The organism is Shewanella sp. T24-MNA-CIBAN-0130 (assembly GCF_040310185.1).
In the GTDB taxonomy this organism is placed as follows: domain Bacteria; phylum Pseudomonadota; class Gammaproteobacteria; order Enterobacterales; family Shewanellaceae; genus Shewanella; species Shewanella psychromarinicola.
This window is the reverse complement of the sequence record NZ_JBEOPP010000046.1, coordinates 22,300-40,153: the sequence shown is the minus strand read 5'-3', so window position 1 is coordinate 40,153 and position 17,854 is coordinate 22,300. Positions and strand designations below refer to the sequence as shown.

Annotated in this window: 18 protein-coding genes and 4 tRNA genes; 14 read left to right on the top strand and 8 right to left on the bottom strand. The window is 43.3% G+C overall.

The features are described 5' to 3' along the window. The 7 genes from AAEZ02_RS16440 to AAEZ02_RS16410 all read right to left on the bottom strand — a co-directional run bounded on the left by AAEZ02_RS16440 (position 1) and on the right by AAEZ02_RS16410 (position 3,839). Positions 1-75 (bottom strand) — tRNA-Gln (locus tag AAEZ02_RS16440). 23 nt (positions 76-98) lie between these two features. Beyond that, positions 99-173, bottom strand: a tRNA-Gln gene (locus AAEZ02_RS16435). A gap of 45 nt (positions 174-218) precedes the next feature. After that, positions 219-303 (bottom strand) — tRNA-Leu (locus tag AAEZ02_RS16430). Between the two features lie 45 nt (positions 304-348). Beyond that, positions 349-425: transfer RNA gene (locus AAEZ02_RS16425), tRNA-Met, on the bottom strand. Between the two features lie 213 nt (positions 426-638). Further along, on the bottom strand, positions 639-1,730 hold the full coding sequence (gene ychF, locus AAEZ02_RS16420) for a redox-regulated ATPase YchF (protein WP_124012358.1): 1,092 nt from the start codon (positions 1,728-1,730) through the stop codon (positions 639-641). 77 nt (positions 1,731-1,807) lie between these two features. Beyond that, complete coding sequence (gene pth / locus AAEZ02_RS16415) at positions 1,808-2,395, bottom strand: aminoacyl-tRNA hydrolase (protein WP_101034358.1); 588 nt, start codon at positions 2,393-2,395, stop codon at positions 1,808-1,810. Positions 2,396-2,615: 220 nt separating this feature from the next. After that, positions 2,616-3,839 (bottom strand): FAD-dependent monooxygenase, encoded by a 1,224-nt coding sequence (locus AAEZ02_RS16410; RefSeq protein WP_233768627.1) that lies wholly within the window; start codon positions 3,837-3,839, stop codon positions 2,616-2,618. A 226-nt stretch (positions 3,840-4,065) separates the two neighbouring features. Here AAEZ02_RS16410 and AAEZ02_RS16405 point away from each other — a divergent pair, with 226 nt between their 5' ends. The 8 genes from AAEZ02_RS16405 to AAEZ02_RS16370 all read left to right on the top strand — a co-directional run bounded on the left by AAEZ02_RS16405 (position 4,066) and on the right by AAEZ02_RS16370 (position 11,079). After that, a complete protein-coding gene (locus AAEZ02_RS16405; RefSeq protein WP_124012360.1) occupies positions 4,066-4,488 on the top strand; it encodes a hypothetical protein in 423 nt (140 codons plus the stop codon). An 84-nt stretch (positions 4,489-4,572) separates the two neighbouring features. Further along, positions 4,573-5,997 carry a tRNA (N6-isopentenyl adenosine(37)-C2)-methylthiotransferase MiaB gene (gene miaB / locus AAEZ02_RS16400; RefSeq protein ID WP_124012361.1) on the top strand — a complete coding sequence of 475 codons (1,425 nt, stop codon included), beginning with the start codon at positions 4,573-4,575 and terminating at the stop codon, positions 5,995-5,997. Positions 5,998-6,166: 169 nt separating this feature from the next. Continuing rightward, positions 6,167-7,231 (top strand): PhoH family protein, encoded by a 1,065-nt coding sequence (locus AAEZ02_RS16395; RefSeq protein ID WP_124012676.1) that lies wholly within the window; start codon positions 6,167-6,169, stop codon positions 7,229-7,231. Continuing rightward, complete coding sequence (gene ybeY, locus AAEZ02_RS16390; protein WP_124012362.1) at positions 7,228-7,698, top strand: rRNA maturation RNase YbeY; 471 nt, start codon at positions 7,228-7,230, stop codon at positions 7,696-7,698. The genes AAEZ02_RS16395 and ybeY overlap by 4 nt, the downstream gene beginning before the upstream one ends. A 45-nt stretch (positions 7,699-7,743) precedes the next feature. Beyond that, positions 7,744-8,622, top strand: coding sequence for a CNNM family magnesium/cobalt transport protein CorC (corC, locus tag AAEZ02_RS16385; RefSeq protein ID WP_101034354.1), 879 nt, complete (start codon positions 7,744-7,746; stop codon positions 8,620-8,622). 54 nt (positions 8,623-8,676) lie between these two features. Then, positions 8,677-10,188: an apolipoprotein N-acyltransferase gene (lnt, locus tag AAEZ02_RS16380; RefSeq protein WP_233768653.1), complete on the top strand. Its 1,512-nt coding sequence runs from the start codon at positions 8,677-8,679 to the stop codon at positions 10,186-10,188. A 161-nt stretch (positions 10,189-10,349) separates the two neighbouring features. Next, the gene (locus AAEZ02_RS16375; RefSeq protein WP_351076806.1) at positions 10,350-10,562 is read left to right on the top strand and encodes a hypothetical protein; all 213 of its coding nucleotides are present in this window, start codon (positions 10,350-10,352) and stop codon (positions 10,560-10,562) included. Positions 10,563-10,788: 226 nt separating this feature from the next. Then, positions 10,789-11,079 carry a DUF6482 family protein gene (locus AAEZ02_RS16370; RefSeq protein ID WP_335688076.1) on the top strand — a complete coding sequence of 97 codons (291 nt, stop codon included), beginning with the start codon at positions 10,789-10,791 and terminating at the stop codon, positions 11,077-11,079. 222 nt (positions 11,080-11,301) lie between these two features. Here the strand turns inward: AAEZ02_RS16370 and AAEZ02_RS16365 are convergent, their stop codons facing one another. After that, a complete protein-coding gene (locus tag AAEZ02_RS16365; RefSeq protein WP_124012366.1) occupies positions 11,302-11,802 on the bottom strand; it encodes a zinc ribbon-containing protein in 501 nt (166 codons plus the stop codon). Positions 11,803-11,922: 120 nt separating this feature from the next. Between AAEZ02_RS16365 and leuS the strand changes: the two genes are divergently transcribed. The 6 genes from leuS (at position 11,923) to rlmH (ending at position 17,814) form a co-directional block, all read left to right on the top strand. Then, entirely contained in the window at positions 11,923-14,514 is a 2,592-nt protein-coding gene (gene leuS / locus AAEZ02_RS16360) for a leucine--tRNA ligase (RefSeq protein ID WP_124012677.1), read from the top strand. A 153-nt stretch (positions 14,515-14,667) separates the two neighbouring features. Then, positions 14,668-15,162: an LPS-assembly lipoprotein LptE gene (locus tag AAEZ02_RS16355; protein WP_101034348.1), complete on the top strand. Its 495-nt coding sequence runs from the start codon at positions 14,668-14,670 to the stop codon at positions 15,160-15,162. Next, positions 15,162-16,196, top strand: a complete 1,035-nt coding sequence (gene holA / locus AAEZ02_RS16350) for a DNA polymerase III subunit delta (protein WP_124012367.1) — start codon at positions 15,162-15,164, stop codon at positions 16,194-16,196. The genes AAEZ02_RS16355 and holA overlap by 1 nt, the downstream gene beginning before the upstream one ends. 21 nt (positions 16,197-16,217) lie before the next feature. Further along, positions 16,218-16,853 carry a nicotinate-nucleotide adenylyltransferase gene (gene nadD / locus AAEZ02_RS16345; protein ID WP_124012368.1) on the top strand — a complete coding sequence of 212 codons (636 nt, stop codon included), beginning with the start codon at positions 16,218-16,220 and terminating at the stop codon, positions 16,851-16,853. Between the two features lie 161 nt (positions 16,854-17,014). Beyond that, positions 17,015-17,344 carry a ribosome silencing factor gene (gene rsfS, locus AAEZ02_RS16340; RefSeq protein WP_101034345.1) on the top strand — a complete coding sequence of 110 codons (330 nt, stop codon included), beginning with the start codon at positions 17,015-17,017 and terminating at the stop codon, positions 17,342-17,344. Continuing rightward, positions 17,344-17,814 (top strand): 23S rRNA (pseudouridine(1915)-N(3))-methyltransferase RlmH, encoded by a 471-nt coding sequence (rlmH, locus tag AAEZ02_RS16335; RefSeq protein ID WP_124012369.1) that lies wholly within the window; start codon positions 17,344-17,346, stop codon positions 17,812-17,814. The genes rsfS and rlmH overlap by 1 nt, the downstream gene beginning before the upstream one ends. Positions 17,815-17,854: the final 40 nt, after the last annotated feature.

Sequence of the window (17,854 nt, the reverse complement as noted above, 5' to 3'; positions counted from 1 at the left end):
TGGCTGGGATACAAGGATTCGAACCTTGGAATGCTGAGATCAAAACCCAGTGCCTTACCGCTTGGCGATATCCCAATAATCTTGTCTAACTTTATAAATGGCTGGGATACAAGGATTCGAACCTTGGAATGCTGAGATCAAAACCCAGTGCCTTACCGCTTGGCGATATCCCAATTAAGCTTTTTGAAACATTAGCCTGAGCCAACGTCTCGAATAAATGGTGCGGGAAGAGAGACTTGAACTCTCACACCTTGCGGCACCAGAACCTAAATCTGGCGTGTCTACCAATTTCACCATTCCCGCACAACACTCTAGTTTAACATCTTGAGTAGATGGGTAAGAAATAGATGGTAGCAATAGCGGGACTTGAACCTGCGACCCCAGCATTATGAGTGCTGTGCTCTAACCAGCTGAGCTATATTGCCACTATTTCTTGCAATCCCTCTTGGCGAGGAACGGGGCGTATTATGCTTATTCAGCTTATCTAGGTCAACTGGTTTTTTTCGCTATTTTCATCAATTCGTCTTGTTCGGCTATAACTTCACCAAACTGAATGCCGAATCGACAAAATAAACCCTATTAACTTAGCGTAAACACCTTTACGCCCCTTTTAAATTTCAAATTAACGTAAATGACGCTTATACGTTAAATAAGAAATGCATCACATCGCCATCTTTAACAATGTACGTTTTACCTTCTACACGTAATTTACCCGCATCTTTGGCGCCAGCTTCACCTTTGTAGGTAATAAAATCTTCATACGCCATAACCTGTGCACGAATAAAGCCACGTTCAAAATCGGTGTGGATTACGCCAGCAGCTTGTGGTGCTGATGCACCAATAGGTACTGTCCATGCACGCACTTCTTTTACACCGGCAGTAAAGTAAGTTTGCAGATTTAATAACTCATAACCAGCACGGATCACGCGATCTAAACCTGACTCTTCTAAACCTAAATCAGCCATGAACTCGTCACGGTCATCGGCTTCCATCTCAGCCAGTTCTGACTCAATCGCGGCACAAACAGGCACAACGATTGCATTTTCGGTTGCCGCAATGGCAAGCACAACATCAAGATGAGGGTTATTTTCAAATCCATCGTCAGCAACGTTAGCAATGTACATGGTTGGTTTTAGGGTTAAGAAGTTTAGATACGCTACTGCGGCTAATTCTTCTTTGGTTAACGCTAATGAACGTAACATTTTGGCTTCGTCTAATACTGGACGCATTTTTTCAAGCACACTGATTTCAAATTTTGCATCACCATCGCCGCCTTTAGCACGTTTGGCTTGACGAAAAATAGCGCGCTCACATGCGTCTAAATCCGCTAGGGCTAGCTCAGTGTTAATCACTTCAATATCGCCAGCAGGATCAATTTTGTTCGCTACGTGGACAATATTCGGATCTTCAAAACAACGCACAACATGACCAATTGCGTCGGTTTCACGAATATTGGCTAAAAATTTATTGCCTAAACCTTCACCTTTCGATGCGCCAGCCACTAAACCAGCGATATCGACAAATTCCATAGTAGTCGGTAACACGCGTTGAGGTTTGACAATGGCTGCTAACGCATCAAGACGAGAGTCTGGTACAGGTACCACTCCGGTATTTGGCTCAATGGTACAAAACGGAAAGTTTGCCGCTTCAATACCTGCTTGTGTTAGCGCATTAAACAACGTTGACTTACCTACGTTTGGCAGACCAACAATGCCGCATTTAAAACCCATATGCTTACCTTTATATATGTAGAGTTATCCTATTGGATAATGATGTCGAAAGGGTGTTAAAACAAAACTCGCGTAGCTTATTCTGCTTTGAACGTATGTAATCTGTGCATGGCTTTCGCCATGTCTTGTTTAAATAAAATCTCGGTTGAACGAACCGCTTCATCGATCGCAGCGATTATCCGTTCTTGTTCTAACGCTGGGGCTCTTCCCAGTACGTAGCCGCTAACTTTATTTTTATCACCAGGATGGCCAATACCAATGCGCAAGCGATGAAAATTCTTGTCGTTGCCTAAGCTGGCGATAATGTCTTTTAGACCATTATGTCCCCCATGACCACCACCCAATTTAAATTTAGCCACGCCAGGGTCCATGTCAAGCTCATCATGGGCAACCAAGATTTCTTCAGGCAGGATCCGAAAAAAATTAGCTAAGGCAGCAACCGACTTACCGCTTAAATTCATGAAAGTTGTTGGGATCAGTAAACGCACATCTCTTCCATGCAATGTTACGCGGGCAGTGACGCCAAAATATTTACTGTCTACAACCAATGATACGTTGCATAGACGAGCCAGTTCTTGCACATACCATGCACCAGCATTATGGCGAGTTTGTGCGTATTCAGCACCGGGGTTTGCCAACCCAACAATCAGTTTAATGTTACTCATCCCAACCTAGTCAGTTTATCAGCGAACAATGTCGCTAAATGCCTTTCATGGCGTACATCAAAATACACATGATGCAAAACGCGGCATTTTATACCAATTTCACTCATAATGTAATCACTCAGAGCCACTCAAACTTTACCGTTCACCACGTCTTATTCAAGTAATGCTTATTCCATTACTTCAACGAGGCCACAAACCACACATTGAGCCGATAGAATATCTAATTAAGTCCAAGGGCGTACTTTAATACTTTACGCTTTAGCGGTGAGTCGATGTTTGCCAATTTTAATGCGCCATTGCGCAGTAATTTTAACGGCAGTAAATCGTTACTAAACCCCGCATAAAAGGCATCCATTGCGGTCATCATTAATTGATTATCGTAATAACGCGCTTGCTGATATCGCTTTAGCACGCGCCTGTCCCACCATGTTTCACCACTGCCAATGGCATTAGCGACTTGGGCCACCAGCACATCGACATCTTTAAAACCAATATTAACCCCTTGGCCAGCTAATGGATTAATCGTGTGGGCCGCGTCACCAAGAATAACGAGGTTATCTTGATAATACTGCTGTGCGTGGCGGCGGGTTAACGGAAAGCTGCCACGATTATCAACCGTAAAATGAGGGTCTAATCGCGACGGAAAATGCTGGCGGATCTGCTCTGCCAGTTGCACATTATTCAGTTGAGATAATTGTTTAATTCGGTTGGCATCGTCATACCAGACTAATGAAGCATGATTCCCCGGAAGCGGCAATAAGCTTCTTGGCCCGACAGGAGTAAACTGCTGCCAAGTGACTGATTGCTGGGGCGTTTGAGTACTAATATTAATTAACATCGCCGATTGAGCATAATCCCAACCTGTCACACCAATACCGGCCCATTGGCGCACTTGCGAATGAGCCCCATCTGCGCCGATCAGTAATGTTGTCGAGAGTGTAGCGCCATTATCAAGCTGAATACTCACTTGATGACGATCATTTGAGCGAGAGAATTGGGTCACGTTTCGCGGACACAACAAGGTGACATTGTCCATTTGCTCGATTTGTTGCCATAAACTCAGTTGGATCAATCGGTTTTCAAAAAAATAGCCTAAGTGCGATTGACCAACTTGCTCGGCGCTAAATGCAGTAAGGCAGCCATCTAGTTCCCATGTTTCTAAGCCAGTATAAGGTGCATGGCGCATGGTCAATAAGCTATCCATCACGCCCAAACGTGTTAATAACTGCTCAGACGCCACACTAATAGCCGATATACGAACATCCAAAGGTTGCTCTGGATCATAAGGTTGTGGTTGGCGAGACTCAATCACCGCGACACGGAGCCCTAACTGACCTAAGCCAATCGCGGCAGCCGCACCGACCATTCCGCCACCAACAACGACAACATCATAATCAATCGCGTTATCCGAGGTATTCGTTGAAGTGAGTGAAGCATCTTGCATTGTGTTTACATCCATAATCGTGAGATGACTTTAAGCCCAACAGGGCAATGAACGAGACGGCAACATGTGTATAGACATGCCTAGAATAGCAAAAGTGTGAATAAATGTTGCTATAACGCCGGTTCACTACATTCGCTTACATGTATAAAAATTAACCAGCAAACTATTCTCTATACTGAGACTGTCTCATTAATGGATCCACTTTATTTAACCAAGAGAGGACATCATGAACAGTCACCATCATCAACCTTTATACTACCTACCTGTACGCCATTACATTCGTTGTGGTGTGGTTGTTACAATACTAACTTGCACACTGGCATTATCCGCCCACGTGTCGGCCAATAGTCAAAAAAACCAACCAGTAATACCTGCAACCAATATGGCCGCGACCAATATCAGCCCTATTGAAACGATTACTGTGATATACCGTAGTATGTTTGATTATGCCCTATATGAACAAACCACGGAAATGTTGCTGAGTTTCAATCGTGACTTAAGCCAGAGTAACGCGGTCAATGCTCAACAGCAAAGTCGTCAAATGGCTGCTGAATTTGGTGTTTACTCGCCTCAATCAATCACGTTTAATTCAAACGATAAGTCATTACTATCTCCATGGCCATTACAAAGTTTTTATTCAAATGAGTGAAACTTGCACTAGTGCTGGCCAGACAGCCTGACAAAAGGTAAAATGTCGCGCTATTTTTTAACTTTGGTTTACCGGCGAGCACTGATGAGTAAAAAACTTCATATAAAAACCTGGGGCTGTCAGATGAATGAGTACGACTCATCAAAGATGGCTGATTTATTAGACGATTATCAAGGGTATACCTTGACAGACGACGCAAGCGAAGCAGATGTACTGCTGCTAAATACTTGCTCTATTCGTGAGAAAGCACAGGAGAAGGTGTTCCATCAGCTAGGGCGTTGGAAATCTTTAAAAGATAAAAATCCTAATTTAATTATTGGGGTCGGTGGTTGTGTTGCCTCACAAGAAGGTAAGGCAATTAAAGATCGCGCCCAATGTGTAGACATTATTTTTGGTCCGCAAACTCTGCATCGCTTACCTGAGATGATCGAACAAATTCAACGTGGCGAAAAAGCCGTGATTGATATCAGTTTCCCAGAAATTGAGAAGTTCGATCGTCTTCCCGAGCCTCGCGCTGATGGTCCAACGGCATTCGTATCCATTATGGAAGGTTGCAGTAAGTACTGCTCTTTCTGCGTGGTGCCTTATACCCGTGGTGAAGAAGTCAGCCGTCCATTGGATGACGTTATTCTCGAAGTGGCTCAATTAGCCGCCCAAGGCGTTCGTGAAGTCAACTTGCTTGGCCAAAACGTTAACGCGTATCGCGGGATAACCCACGATGATGAAATCTGCACCTTTGCGGAATTGTTGCGCTTAGTCGCCTCGATTGATGGTATAGACCGTCTGCGTTTTACCACCAGCCACCCAATTGAGTTTACCCAAGACATTATCGATGTGTATGAAGACACACCTGAATTGGTGAGCTTCCTGCATTTACCGGTGCAATCGGGTTCAGACCGTATTTTGACCCAAATGAAACGCGGTCACATGGCCATTGAATATAAGTCGATTATTCGTCGTCTGCGTAAAGCGCGTCCTGATATTCAAATCAGCTCAGACTTTATTATTGGTTTCCCAGGTGAATCTCAACAAGATTTCGCTGATACCATGAAACTGATTGAAGATGTCGCCTTTGACCACAGCTTTAGCTTTATCTACAGTGCACGTCCAGGAACACCTGCAGCAGATTTGCCTGACAATGTCAGCGATGAAGAAAAGAAGCAGCGTTTAGCGATTTTACAAGAACGTATTACCCAGCAAGCGATGCGTTATAGCCGTCATATGCTAGGCACTGTTCAACGTATTTTAGTCGAAGGTCCTTCGGTAAAGAATCCAATGGAGCTTCGTGGTCGTACTGAAAACAGTCGTGTGGTTAACTTTGAAGCTGCCCACACTCATATCGGCAGTTTTGTTGATGTGAAAATTGTTGATGTTTATACCAACTCATTGCGCGGAGAATTTGTCCGAGGTGAAGATGAGATGGATTTACGTCGCAGTTTACATCCGTCTGATATTATGGCTAAACACAAGCAAGATGACGCATTGGGTGTTGCTCACTTTAAGCCGTAATTGATGTTTGTTGCTTAAGCATTACTAAAGGCGGCTTGTCCGCCTTTAATTTTGCCTAAAATGAGTCATATTATGGTAATTCAATACAGAGACTCGTAAACTGTTATTATTGTAATATGGCATGTTTAAGCACTTATTCTTTGCCCTTGACCAAAATCTGGAGCCTTATTTGACCACTAAAGCCACCACCATGAACGTGTATCTAGAACCGTCAGACACTCGCCGTTTAGCCTCATTATGTGGCCCAGTTGATGACAACATCAAACAACTCGAACGCCGATTAGGTGTTGAGATTATCCATAAAAATAATCAATTCACTATTATTGGTCTGCCACGTAACGTGCTCAATGCCAATAACTTGTTGCGTCAGTTATACATTGAAACCCAAACCGTAAAAGGCAGCACGCCTGATTTAGAACCTGAAATCGTTCATCTCGCCATTCAAGAAGCCATTCACCTTGAAGCTGAACAAGACAATGACGACAGTAGCATCCATATAAAAACCAAACGTGGCGTGATTAAACCTCGTACACCCAATCAAAGTGTGTACATGCATAACATTACCCGTCACGACATCAGTTTTGGGATTGGCCCTGCCGGTACCGGTAAAACTTACCTTGCTGTAGCAGCAGCGGTTGATGCCTATGAACGTCAAGAAGTACGTCGTATTCTATTAACTCGCCCCGCGGTTGAAGCGGGTGAAAAGCTGGGTTTTTTACCGGGCGATTTAAGCCAAAAAGTCGACCCTTATTTACGCCCACTCTATGATGCCTTGTTTGAGATGATGGGGTTTGAAAAAGTCGAAAAACTGATTGAACGCGGGGTGATTGAAGTCGCACCACTGGCGTACATGCGCGGCCGTACACTCAATGACGCCTTTATTATTTTAGATGAAGCCCAAAACACCACCGTTGAGCAAATGAAAATGTTTTTAACCCGTATTGGGTTTAATTCTCGCGCGGTGATCACCGGGGATATTACCCAAATAGATTTGCCTCGTAGCCAAAAGTCAGGTCTGCGACACGCCATTGAAGTCCTCAGTGAAGTGTCCGAAATTAGCTTTAATTTCTTTATTGCCCAAGATGTGGTTCGCCATCCGGTAGTGGCTCGTATTGTTGAAGCCTATGAAGCTTTTGAGCAACAAGAACAAATTGAAAAAGCCGCAAAAGAACAAGCTTATCGCGAACGTGAGCAGAAACGTGTCCAACTGGAAAAAGAGGGACATACTCAATGAGCCAGCAAGGGATATCATTAGATCTCGACCTGCAAATTGCAGTTGATAACCCAAGGTTACCGACTCAAGCAGAGTTTGACACTTGGGTACGCACCGCGATGGGGCAAACGATGCCAGAAGTGGAACTCACCATTCGTATCGTTGAGGTTGCCGAGAGTCAGCAACTCAATTTAACCTATCGCGGTAAAGATAAGCCGACTAACGTGTTGTCATTTCCGTTTGAAGCGCCGCCTGAAGTTGAATTGCCGTTATTAGGTGACCTCGTTATCTGCGCGCAAGTGGTGGAACAAGAAGCAATTGAGCAAAATAAACCGCTAAACGCGCACTGGGCACACATGGTCATACACGGCTGCTTGCATTTGCTGGGTTATGACCATATTATCGACGAGGAAGCCGATGAGATGGAGTCATTAGAGACCCAACTTGTTGAAGGCTTAGGTTTTACAAATCCCTATAAGGAAGCATAAATAAACAAGCTATATCTGATAGATATCCCTGTTTAGGTAAATATTATGAGTGACGATATCCCCCCGAGTACAAACGCCCACAAGAGAAGCTGGTTCGATAAAATTAACCAATTATTTCAGGGCGAACCTCAAAATCGCGAAGATTTAGTTGACGTCATTGCAGGTGCAGAAATGCGTGACCTTATTACTGAAGATACTCGCGAAATGATTAAAGGTGTATTAGAGGTTTCCGACCTTCGTGTGCGCGACATCATGATCCCAAGAGCGCAAATTGTTACCATTCAAATAGACTCGACTGTCGATGAATTTTTAAAAATTGTCATCGATTCAGGCCACTCTCGCTTCCCTGTTGTTAATGAAGATAAAGATCATATTGAAGGCATTTTACTGGCTAAAGATTTGATCAAATACGGTTTTAAACAATCTGATGAATCTTTCACTCTTGCCCAGGTTATTCGACCTGCAGTGGTCGTTCCTGAAAGTAAAAGAGTCGATGTGCTACTCAAAGAATTCCGCTCACAACGTTATCACATGGCCATTGTTGTTGATGAATATGGCGGGGTATCAGGCTTAGTCACTATTGAAGATATTCTGGAAGAAATCGTCGGCGAAATTGAAGATGAATTCGACCACAATTCAGTTGAAGACACTGAAATTAAAAAGCTCAGTAATACTGTGTTTATGGTGAAAGCGCTCACTGAAATCGAAGACTTCAACGAAGCGTGTGGCACCGCGTTTAGTGATGAAGAGTTTGATACTGTGGGAGGTATGGTGTCCCATGCATTTGGTCACTTACCTGAACGTAATGAAAGCATTGTCATCAGCAATATTGAGTTCAAAGTCATTAATGCTGATAACCGCCGCTTGGTGCAACTTCGTGTTAAACTCCCAGACCCAAATATTAGTGAAGAACTCAACGACTAAATCGTGCTAAAAACTCAACCCTTATACTCTCCTTTGAGTATTGCCCGTCTGGTGATGGCATTTTTTGCTGGCGCCAGTACGGCATTATCGTTTGCGCCTTATGAAATGTGGGCCATATTTCCGTTGGCACTCAGTTTTGCCTTATGGCAAAGCCAAACCTTAACCGCTAAACAAAGTTTGTATTATTGGCTTAGTTTCGGTTTTGGCTGTTTTGCTATTGGTATTAGCTGGGTCCATGTCAGTATTGACACTTTTGGTGGCATGCCTATTGTTGTGTCGATAACTTTAATGGCTTTACTGGCACTTTATCTTGCCATTTATCCCGCCATTTGTGGATACTTGCTCAGTAAGTTATCCCGCACATCAAAACATACGTTAAACCCTTACATAACCTATCTTGGGCTATTCCCTGGATTATGGGTCCTCACCGAATGGTTACGAGGCTGGATACTCACGGGTTTTCCTTGGATTTGGGCTGGCTATAGCCAAACATTAGGACCTCTGAGCGAATTTGCCAGCTTTATTGGTGCGTTGGGACTGAGTTTTGTGGTGGCTTTAGTTGCTGGCTCACTGCTGCTATTAAGCCAAAAGCGGATAATACCGATACTGCTTATTTTACCTACGTTGGCACTGCTTGCATGGGTGGCACCACAAGTAAATCCAATTTCCACCTCTGGGAAATCAGTCAAAGTCGCCTTAGTGCAGGGTAATATTGCCCAAAGCATGAAGTGGGAACCCGATGCATTGTGGCCGACTATGCTTAAATACATGGATTTAACCCGTAGCCAGTTTGATGACGCCTCGAGTGTCGATATCATCATTTGGCCAGAAGCCGCTATTCCAGCGCCAGAAGCCATGGTGGAAGACTTTTTAATCAATGCCAATCAAGTCGCCAATATCAATAACACGGCGATAATTACCGGCATTATTAGCCACCAGCAAAAAGACTTTTATAACTCATTAATCGTTTTAGGTAATCATCATCTGAAGCAGCAGCAAAGTGCTGATTATGTCATTGATGGCAGCAATGAGTATAAAAAGCATCATTTATTGCCTATAGGTGAGTTTGTGCCGTTAGGTGATTTATTGCGCCCTATTGCACCGTTTTTTAATTTACCTATGTCATCATTCCAGCGAGGTGGCTACACTCAAGCTAATTTAACTGCGCTGGGTTACCATATTGCGCCTGCAATTTGCTACGAAATTGTCTTTCCAGAGCAAGTAAGAGCCAGTGTTACCGACGAAACCGATATGCTGCTCACGGTATCAAACGACGCTTGGTTTGGCGCCTCTAATGGGCCATTACAACACATGGAAATCGCCCAAATGCGCGCGATTGAAATGGGTAAACCGTTACTGAGGGCGACCAATAATGGCATTACTGCAGTGGTCGATCCGCACGGGCGAATTACCGATGCAATCCCTCAGTTTGAAACGGGTGTCTTAGTGACCAACGTTGCCCTTTATCAAGGTGAAACTTGGTTCAGAAAAATAGGTCAATTCCCCTTGCTGATACTGTGCAGCTTATTACTGTTATTGGGTGTAAGAAACTACTTACGTAAATAACGGGCAATTGATCCAACTCAAAAAAGACGCTTTCACAAGATTTAGCCTAATTGCATGGGGTGAGGTCATCATTGTCGTTATGTTAGCGATTGTCGCCGCGCCTACATTTATTAGGCTCAGTACCCATGCTCGACAAGGCAGATAATCTGGCGTGACGGCCAGTGTTAAAACCCGCAATTGTCTGCTATATGCCCGTTCAACATGACGCACTTACAAGTGCAAGGCAAACAAACCGCGATGAATTAATCGATATTGATATCGATATCGACAACGAGGGGGTACTTGAAACGCGGTTAAGACCGGGTGATGTAGATAACCCTGACATCGAACGATGGATTGTTGCTGAGAATAATTTTACCTTTCAATATCAATAAATTGCTGTTACTTGGATATAACCAAGATGATAATGTCCAAGTCAACAATGATAACGGCTACTTTTTATACCCTTGAGCCGCCAACGGTGCCACAACACCTCAATATCAAATTATATTAAGCTATTGCTAAAATAACGTCATTTTAAAGACCTTTTCTTGTTTAAAAATTGAACTACCTTTGAGTTTGCATCGTACTGCTTCTGATAAACAACTACAGGAGGTTATTATGCAATTATCTGAAATCAAGTTAGCCATATCCCAACAAGCTAAACACCCGACGATTATTAGCTATGCCGACTCCAATCATTACTTACTTGGTATTAAAGACGAAAATGGCAGTTTTCAAAGCGCCCGCAACAAAGCTGGCGTTTTACTCAGTCTTAACTCAATCAAACAAGCTGAAAACCTATTGAAACAACAAGGCATTAATTACGCCATAATAGAAATTCAAACGGCATATGATGAGATGGTAGGTATTAGTAGCGGTAGCCATTGCCGTTACCGAGTCGAATTTTAATCTCGAACCTCATTTGGGATAAGGGTATGGGAAAAAGTTAATCAAAAGCAGTCTGTTTCGAGTTAACTTTTTCCAGTCAAGCATATGAAAATTACGTATCACTGTGTATACAAGGCGAGTTTACCTAGCGATAGGGTGGATCTTGCAGGTTAAGCTACTTCGAGCTCGGGACAAAAGCGGTCCGATTACCGCTTTTTATCCAGAGTTGAGCTCAGTTACCCACTATGGCGTTAATGGCTCCCGTGAAAACTCATTATAATCACATTGTGGACAATCGGGGATGACCCCAGGGAAATCGATTTGCATTTGGTGACCACACTTATTACAGATCAATATACCTTGGTTAATGATTTCTCCAGACTTATAAACACCACGATGTTTAAAATCTTGTAATAGTTCATGCCATTCCACTTGACTACGATCGGTTATCTGGCTTAACCACTGCCATAATGTATTCTCAATCCCAATGACCATCGGGCTAAAACTCAAATTATCGGCATTTTCCTCATTTAAGAAGGCTGCAATGTCACGCTTTAAAAATTCTTCGACTAATTCTAACTCTTCTTCATCTGAATGAGATTTAAGTGCCAAGTACTCTTTCCCTTGGGTTACCGACTTAAACAAACTCTTAGCTGTCAATGAGTTATCTTGATCAAACGTGGCTTTCACCTGTTCGAATAGTGACTGATATAAGGCTAATAGTGCTGAACTTTTTCCACTCATAATTAATACTCCTTAATACGCACCTTTTTAATAGATCACTTCTGGTTTATTCTATGCAGTTATAAATCGCGCTGCTGAGCGTTAGATCAAACAATAGGCGGCATGGCCGGAAATAGATTGATGCAAGAACAATATAATCCCTCAGAAATTGAAGCCTTAGTGCAAAAGCACTGGCACGAACATAAAACCTTTGAAGTCACTGAAGATGAAAGCAAAGAGAAATTCTATTGTCTTTCAATGTTTCCGTATCCTTCAGGTCGTCTCCACATGGGCCACGTCCGTAACTACACCATAGGCGATGTTGTAGCACGATATCAACGTTTGCAAGGTAAAAATGTTTTGCAACCGATTGGTTGGGACTCATTTGGTCTGCCTGCAGAAAATGCCGCGATCAATAACAAGACCTCTCCTGCACCGTGGACATACGAAAATATCGACTATATGAAGAACCAACTTAAATTATTAGGTTTTGGTTATGATTGGAGTCGTGAAATCGCTACGTGTACCCCGGAGTACTATCGTTGGGAGCAATGGTTTTTCACTCAGTTGTTTGAAAAAGGCTTAGTGTATAAAAAAACCTCATCAGTAAACTGGTGTCCAAATGATGAAACCGTACTGGCAAATGAACAAGTGCAAGACGGTTGTTGTTGGCGTTGTGATACTGAAGTCATTCAGAAAGAAATTCCTCAGTGGTTTATTAAAATCACTGATTACGCTGAAGAACTGCTTAACGATCTCGACACGTTAGATGGCTGGCCTGAACAGGTTAAAGCCATGCAACGTAACTGGATTGGCCGCAGCGAAGGGATTGAAATGACCTTTGCCGTAGCTGACAGTAACGCCACCTTTGATATCTATACCACTCGTCCAGATACCTTAATGGGCGTGACCTACGTTGCTATTGCTGCGGGTCATCCGTTAGCGGAACAATCGGCGCTGAATAATCCTCAGTTAGCCGCATTTATAGAAGAATGCAAAAATGCTGATACCACTGAAGCGGCGATGGCTTCGATGGAGAAAAAAGGCGTAGCAACCGGTCTTCAGGCTATTCACCCTATTTCTGGTAAATTGGTCCCTATTTGGGTGGCTAACTTTGTATTAATGAATTATGGCACGGGCGCAGTAATGTCGGTCCCCGCTCATGATCAACGCGATTATGAATTTGCGCTTAAATACCAGCTCGCTATCGAAGCGGTGATCAAGCCTGTTGAAGGCGAATTGGACATCAGCAAAGAAGCCTATATTGAAAAAGGGGTGGTATTTAACTCAGGTGATGCTTTTCCTGAGCTAGACGGTTTAGATTTCAAAGCCGCCTTTGAAGCCATTGATACTAAATTAACCGCAGAAGGCAAAGGCAAACGTCAAGTCAACTACCGTTTACGCGATTGGGGTGTATCTCGTCAACGTTACTGGGGGGCACCGATCCCGATGGTGACCTTAGCAGACGGCACCGTTATCCCTACGCCAGAAGATCAACTACCGGTCATTCTGCCTGAAGATGTGGTGATGGACGGTATTCAAAGTCCGATCAAAGCTGATAAAGCTTGGGCAGAAACCACAGTCAATGGTCAGCCTGCAATGCGCGAAACAGATACCTTTGATACCTTTATGGAATCATCTTGGTATTACGCGCGTTACTGTAGTCCTCATGCCGATGAAATGTTAGATCCAGCCAAAGCTAACTACTGGTTACCGGTAGATCAATATATTGGTGGTATCGAACATGCTTGCATGCATTTATTGTATTTCCGCTTCTTCCATAAGTTGCTACGTGATGCTGGCTTAGTCAACAGTGATGAGCCCGCAAAACAATTACTGACTCAAGGCATGGTTTTAGCCGATGCTTACTACTACAACAACGAAAAAGGTGCCCGAGTGTGGGTATCACCTTTAGAAGTGACTGTGGTAGAAAAAGACGACAAAGGCCGCATTATCAAAGCTGTCGACAATCAAGGTCATGAACTGGTTTATACCGGCATGAGCAAGATGTCTAAGTCGAAGAATAACGGCATTGACCCACAAGTCATGGTCGAAAAATACGGTGCTGACACAGTCCGTTTATTCATGATGTTTGCCTCACCACCAGAATTAACTCTAGAATGGCAAGAGTCTGGCGTTGAAGGCGCACATCGCTTCATCAAACGTTTCTGGAAATTGGCCAGCGATCATGTTGCCGCAGGTAAAACTGAAGCACTAGATGTCAGCAAATTAAATGCTAATCAAAAAGCATTGCGCCGTGAATTACATAAGACCATCGCCAAAGTCAGTGATGATATTGCGCGTCGTCAAATGTTTAACACTGCGGTTGCCTCGGTAATGGAGCTAATGAACCATTTACTCAAAGCATCGCAAGAAAGCGCTCAAGACCGTGCATTGCTTGCTGAAGCATTGTCTGCTGTAACGCGTTTGCTTTACCCTATCGTTCCGCATATGACGTTTACGTTATGGAATGAGTTAGGTAACGAAGGTGATATTGAAGACAGCCGTTGGCCAGAAGTCGATGAGTCAGCATTAGTCGAAGACAGCAAGCTCATTGTGGTTCAAGTTAACGGTAAAGTGCGTGCAAAAATTACTGTCGCTGCCGATGCATCGAAAGAAGATGTTGAAGCCTTAGGCATGAGTGATGAACATGTGCAAAAGCACACTGAAGGGTTAACGGTTCGTAAGGTAATTTACGTGCCTGGTAAACTATTAAGTATTGTGGCTAACTAGTGACAATATCAGCCCTGATATGAGGCGACAGAAACCTCCTATAGGGCTAAGTCATAACGCCTAGTATTGTCAGTGTCATAACTTACCGCGGGTGACACCGCGGTAAGTTATTTATGTAACCGATACCAATAAACAAGGATGCCTACCCTCACTATGCTAGCCAAAAAGATTTGCTTGGCAATAATGACATTGGTAATACTCACCAGTGCAGGTTGCGGCTTTACACTCCAACGCAGTTATTCTATACCTGCAGAATTAGCCGAATTGCATTTAAGCAGCAGCGATGAATACAGTGAGTTAACTCGCTTAGTTCGTGACAGATTACGGATCAACCGTATTAGCCTTGTTGATGCAGCAGAAAAAACGCCTACGTTGCGACTTATCAATGACTCACTCGAACGCGCCACATTGTCACTTTATCCCACCGGGAATGTCGCAGAATATGAACTCATCTACTTAGTGCATTACTCTGTCACCTTACCTGAACAAGAACCACAAGAATTTGATACAGAAATCCGCCGCGACTATCAAGACGATCCTCGAACCGCATTGGCAAAAAGCCGCGAAATGGAGTTGTTAGTTAAAGAGATGCGCGTACAAGCAGCCGATTATATTATCCAAACTCTGGCGTTAATCGGGGCAGAGTAATGCGGGTTTATCCTGATCAACTCAAGCAACATCTCAAACAGCTACCCCAGTGTTTTTTACTGTTTGGTGATGACCCATGGCTAATCGAAAACAGTAAACAACTTATTCTTAACGCCGCTAAAAAACAAGGTTTTGAAGAACGGGTGCAATTAAGCCAAGAAACCGGCTTTAATTGGGGCGATTTGATCCAAGAATGGCAAGCAATGAGTTTATTTGCTAGCCGACGGATTATTGAGTTAACCCTGCCACAAGGTAAGCCAGGCATCGAAGGCGCAGCGGCATTTAAAACGCTTTTACAACATTCTAACCCAGATATGTTGTTGATTGTACAAGGACCTAAAGCCAGTGCAGAACAAACCAACAGCAAATGGTTTAAATCACTCGATGCCAAAGGTATATACTTACCCTGCACCACACCTGAAGGTAAGCAGTTTGAACGCTGGTTAGACAGCCGTATTACTCATTATGCTCTCACGGTTCATCATGATGCAAAAGCCATGTTGTTTAGCTTATTTGAAGGTAATTTACTGGCAGCCGAGCAAGCGATGCAATTGTTGCAACTGCTCAGCCCTAAGCAAAATATTACCCCAGAACAATTGAGTGAATATTTCGAAGACCAATCTCGTTTTAGTGTGTTTCAACTCTGTGATGCCATTTTAGGTAATCATCAAAAAAATGCCCAACACATGTTGGCTCAATTGAAGGCTGAAGGCACCGCTATGCCCATTTTAATGTGGGCTTTATTCAAAGAAATTAACCTACTGCTCACCTTAAAACTGGCGGTTCAGAATGGCGAACAACTCAGTAAACTGTGGGGACAACACCGAATTTGGGATAAGCGAAAACCGCTCTATCAGGCTGCAATAACGCGATTGGATTTAGACCATATCGAACATATGCTCGCTTTTGCCTCTACAATAGAATTAAATCTTAAACAAAAAGGGCTTGAAGATTGGATTGGTCTTAGCCATTTATGCATTTTATTCGATCCACGAGCACATAATCGTTTAGCCCATATTAAATTAACGGACTGAGATAAAAGGTAAGGACAGCGAATGCGTATCGGTATTTTGGGCGGCACGTTCGACCCCATCCATTTAGGACATATCAATCCTGCACTAGATGTTAAACAGCAACTTAATTTAGACCAGATTTGGTTAATGCCCAATCATATTTCACCCCTCAAAAATACCACCGTGGTGAGTAGTCATCATCGGCTTGAAATGGTGAAGTTAATTTGCCAGCAGTACCCTGAATTTGAACTATGCGATATCGAAATCAATCGCAATACACCGTCTTATAGTGCCACAACGCTCTCATTACTCAGGCAACAGCACCCCAAAGATGAATTCTTTTTCATTATGGGAATGGATTCATTCATTCAATTGCCACTGTGGTATCAATGGCAATCATTGTTTACCCTGTGCCATATTGCGCTGTGTCAACGCCCGGGTTGGGCAATGGACACTCAGAGCGAAATGACCAAACAATTATTATTAAGGCAGGCAGCTGCCAGCTACCTCGACTCACCTTCCCATGCTACACATGGAAAAATATTTTGCATCAACAGCCAGTTAGTCGATATTTCCTCGACAGAAATACGCCAGCGGCTAGCTGAAAATATTGACATCAGCGCGGTATTACTGCAAACAACGACCGATTATATTCGTCAACATAAACTCTATCGTTAACACTACGATAAGCACTATTATTGATTCAACTGCTGCCACTGTCGGTTAACTCATCCGCTAGCACAAAATTAATTCTATCTTTGTTTCGCTGCGCTTAATTGCGCATCAACAGTGAATTTGAGTATAATACTCCGTTAATTTTTACTTATGAGGTACTTCGAGTGCAAGGCACCGAACTAAAAGATTTCGTTATCGACAAAATCGATGATTTAAAAGCAAAAAATATTACTGTTTTAGATGTATCTAAACGGTCAACCATCACCGACACCATGATTATCTGTACTGGTACGTCAAAAACACACGTTCGATCTATTGGTGAGCACGTTATCGTGTCAGCCAAAGACGCTGGCGTGCAACCTCTTGGGGTTGAAGGACGTGACAGCAGTGAATGGGTATTAGTTGATTTGGGCTCAGTTATTCTGCACGTGATGCAGGAACAAACTCGTGATTATTACGAGCTTGAAAAACTTTGGTCTGAACACAGCGCCTAATGAAGTTACAGCTTATTGCCGTTGGTAACAAAATGCCCGATTGGGTAACCCGAGGCTTCGAAGAATACCAACGCCGTTTCCCTAGAGATATGGCTTTGGAACTCATCGAAATCCCTGCGGGGAAGCGCGGAAAAAATGCCGATATCGCCCGAATTTTACATAAGGAAGGCGAATTAATGCTAGCGGCAGTAGCCAAAGGTAACCACATTGTCAGCTTAGATTTACCCGGTAAAAACTGGATAACACCAGAACTTGCCGAGCAAATGACAAAGTGGCAATTAGATGGTAGAGATGTCAGCTTACTTATTGGTGGTCCAGAAGGACTTTCACCTGCTTGCAAAGAGGTGGCCCACCAAAGCTGGTGTTTGTCTGCCCTAACCTTACCTCATCCTTTGGTTAGGGTTATTGTGGCAGAAAGCCTATACCGAGCTTGGAGCATCAATAACAATCATCCCTATCACAGAGAATAAATTCAGTCGCATGAATAACTAAGCTTATCGATAATGATTA

What these genes read in the sequence shown, in the direction of transcription:
- AAEZ02_RS16370 (WP_335688076.1), top strand. Translation starts at nt 10,789, where the DNA reads ATGCAATTATCTGAAATCAAGTTAGCCATATCCCAACAAGCTAAACAC.
- ychF (WP_124012358.1), bottom strand. Translation starts at nt 1,730, where the DNA reads ATGGGTTTTAAATGCGGCATTGTTGGTCTGCCAAACGTAGGTAAGTCA.
- rlmH (WP_124012369.1), top strand. Translation starts at nt 17,344, where the DNA reads ATGAAGTTACAGCTTATTGCCGTTGGTAACAAAATGCCCGATTGGGTA.
- AAEZ02_RS16355 (WP_101034348.1), top strand. Translation starts at nt 14,668, where the DNA reads ATGCTAGCCAAAAAGATTTGCTTGGCAATAATGACATTGGTAATACTC.
- miaB (WP_124012361.1), top strand. Translation starts at nt 4,573, where the DNA reads ATGAGTAAAAAACTTCATATAAAAACCTGGGGCTGTCAGATGAATGAG.
- lnt (WP_233768653.1), top strand. Translation starts at nt 8,677, where the DNA reads ATGGCATTTTTTGCTGGCGCCAGTACGGCATTATCGTTTGCGCCTTAT.
- nadD (WP_124012368.1), top strand. Translation starts at nt 16,218, where the DNA reads ATGCGTATCGGTATTTTGGGCGGCACGTTCGACCCCATCCATTTAGGA.
- ybeY (WP_124012362.1), top strand. Translation starts at nt 7,228, where the DNA reads ATGAGCCAGCAAGGGATATCATTAGATCTCGACCTGCAAATTGCAGTT.
- corC (WP_101034354.1), top strand. Translation starts at nt 7,744, where the DNA reads ATGAGTGACGATATCCCCCCGAGTACAAACGCCCACAAGAGAAGCTGG.
- AAEZ02_RS16365 (WP_124012366.1), bottom strand. Translation starts at nt 11,802, where the DNA reads ATGAGTGGAAAAAGTTCAGCACTATTAGCCTTATATCAGTCACTATTC.
- leuS (WP_124012677.1), top strand. Translation starts at nt 11,923, where the DNA reads ATGCAAGAACAATATAATCCCTCAGAAATTGAAGCCTTAGTGCAAAAG.
- holA (WP_124012367.1), top strand. Translation starts at nt 15,162, where the DNA reads ATGCGGGTTTATCCTGATCAACTCAAGCAACATCTCAAACAGCTACCC.
- AAEZ02_RS16410 (WP_233768627.1), bottom strand. Translation starts at nt 3,839, where the DNA reads ATGCAAGATGCTTCACTCACTTCAACGAATACCTCGGATAACGCGATT.
- AAEZ02_RS16405 (WP_124012360.1), top strand. Translation starts at nt 4,066, where the DNA reads ATGAACAGTCACCATCATCAACCTTTATACTACCTACCTGTACGCCAT.
- pth (WP_101034358.1), bottom strand. Translation starts at nt 2,395, where the DNA reads ATGAGTAACATTAAACTGATTGTTGGGTTGGCAAACCCCGGTGCTGAA.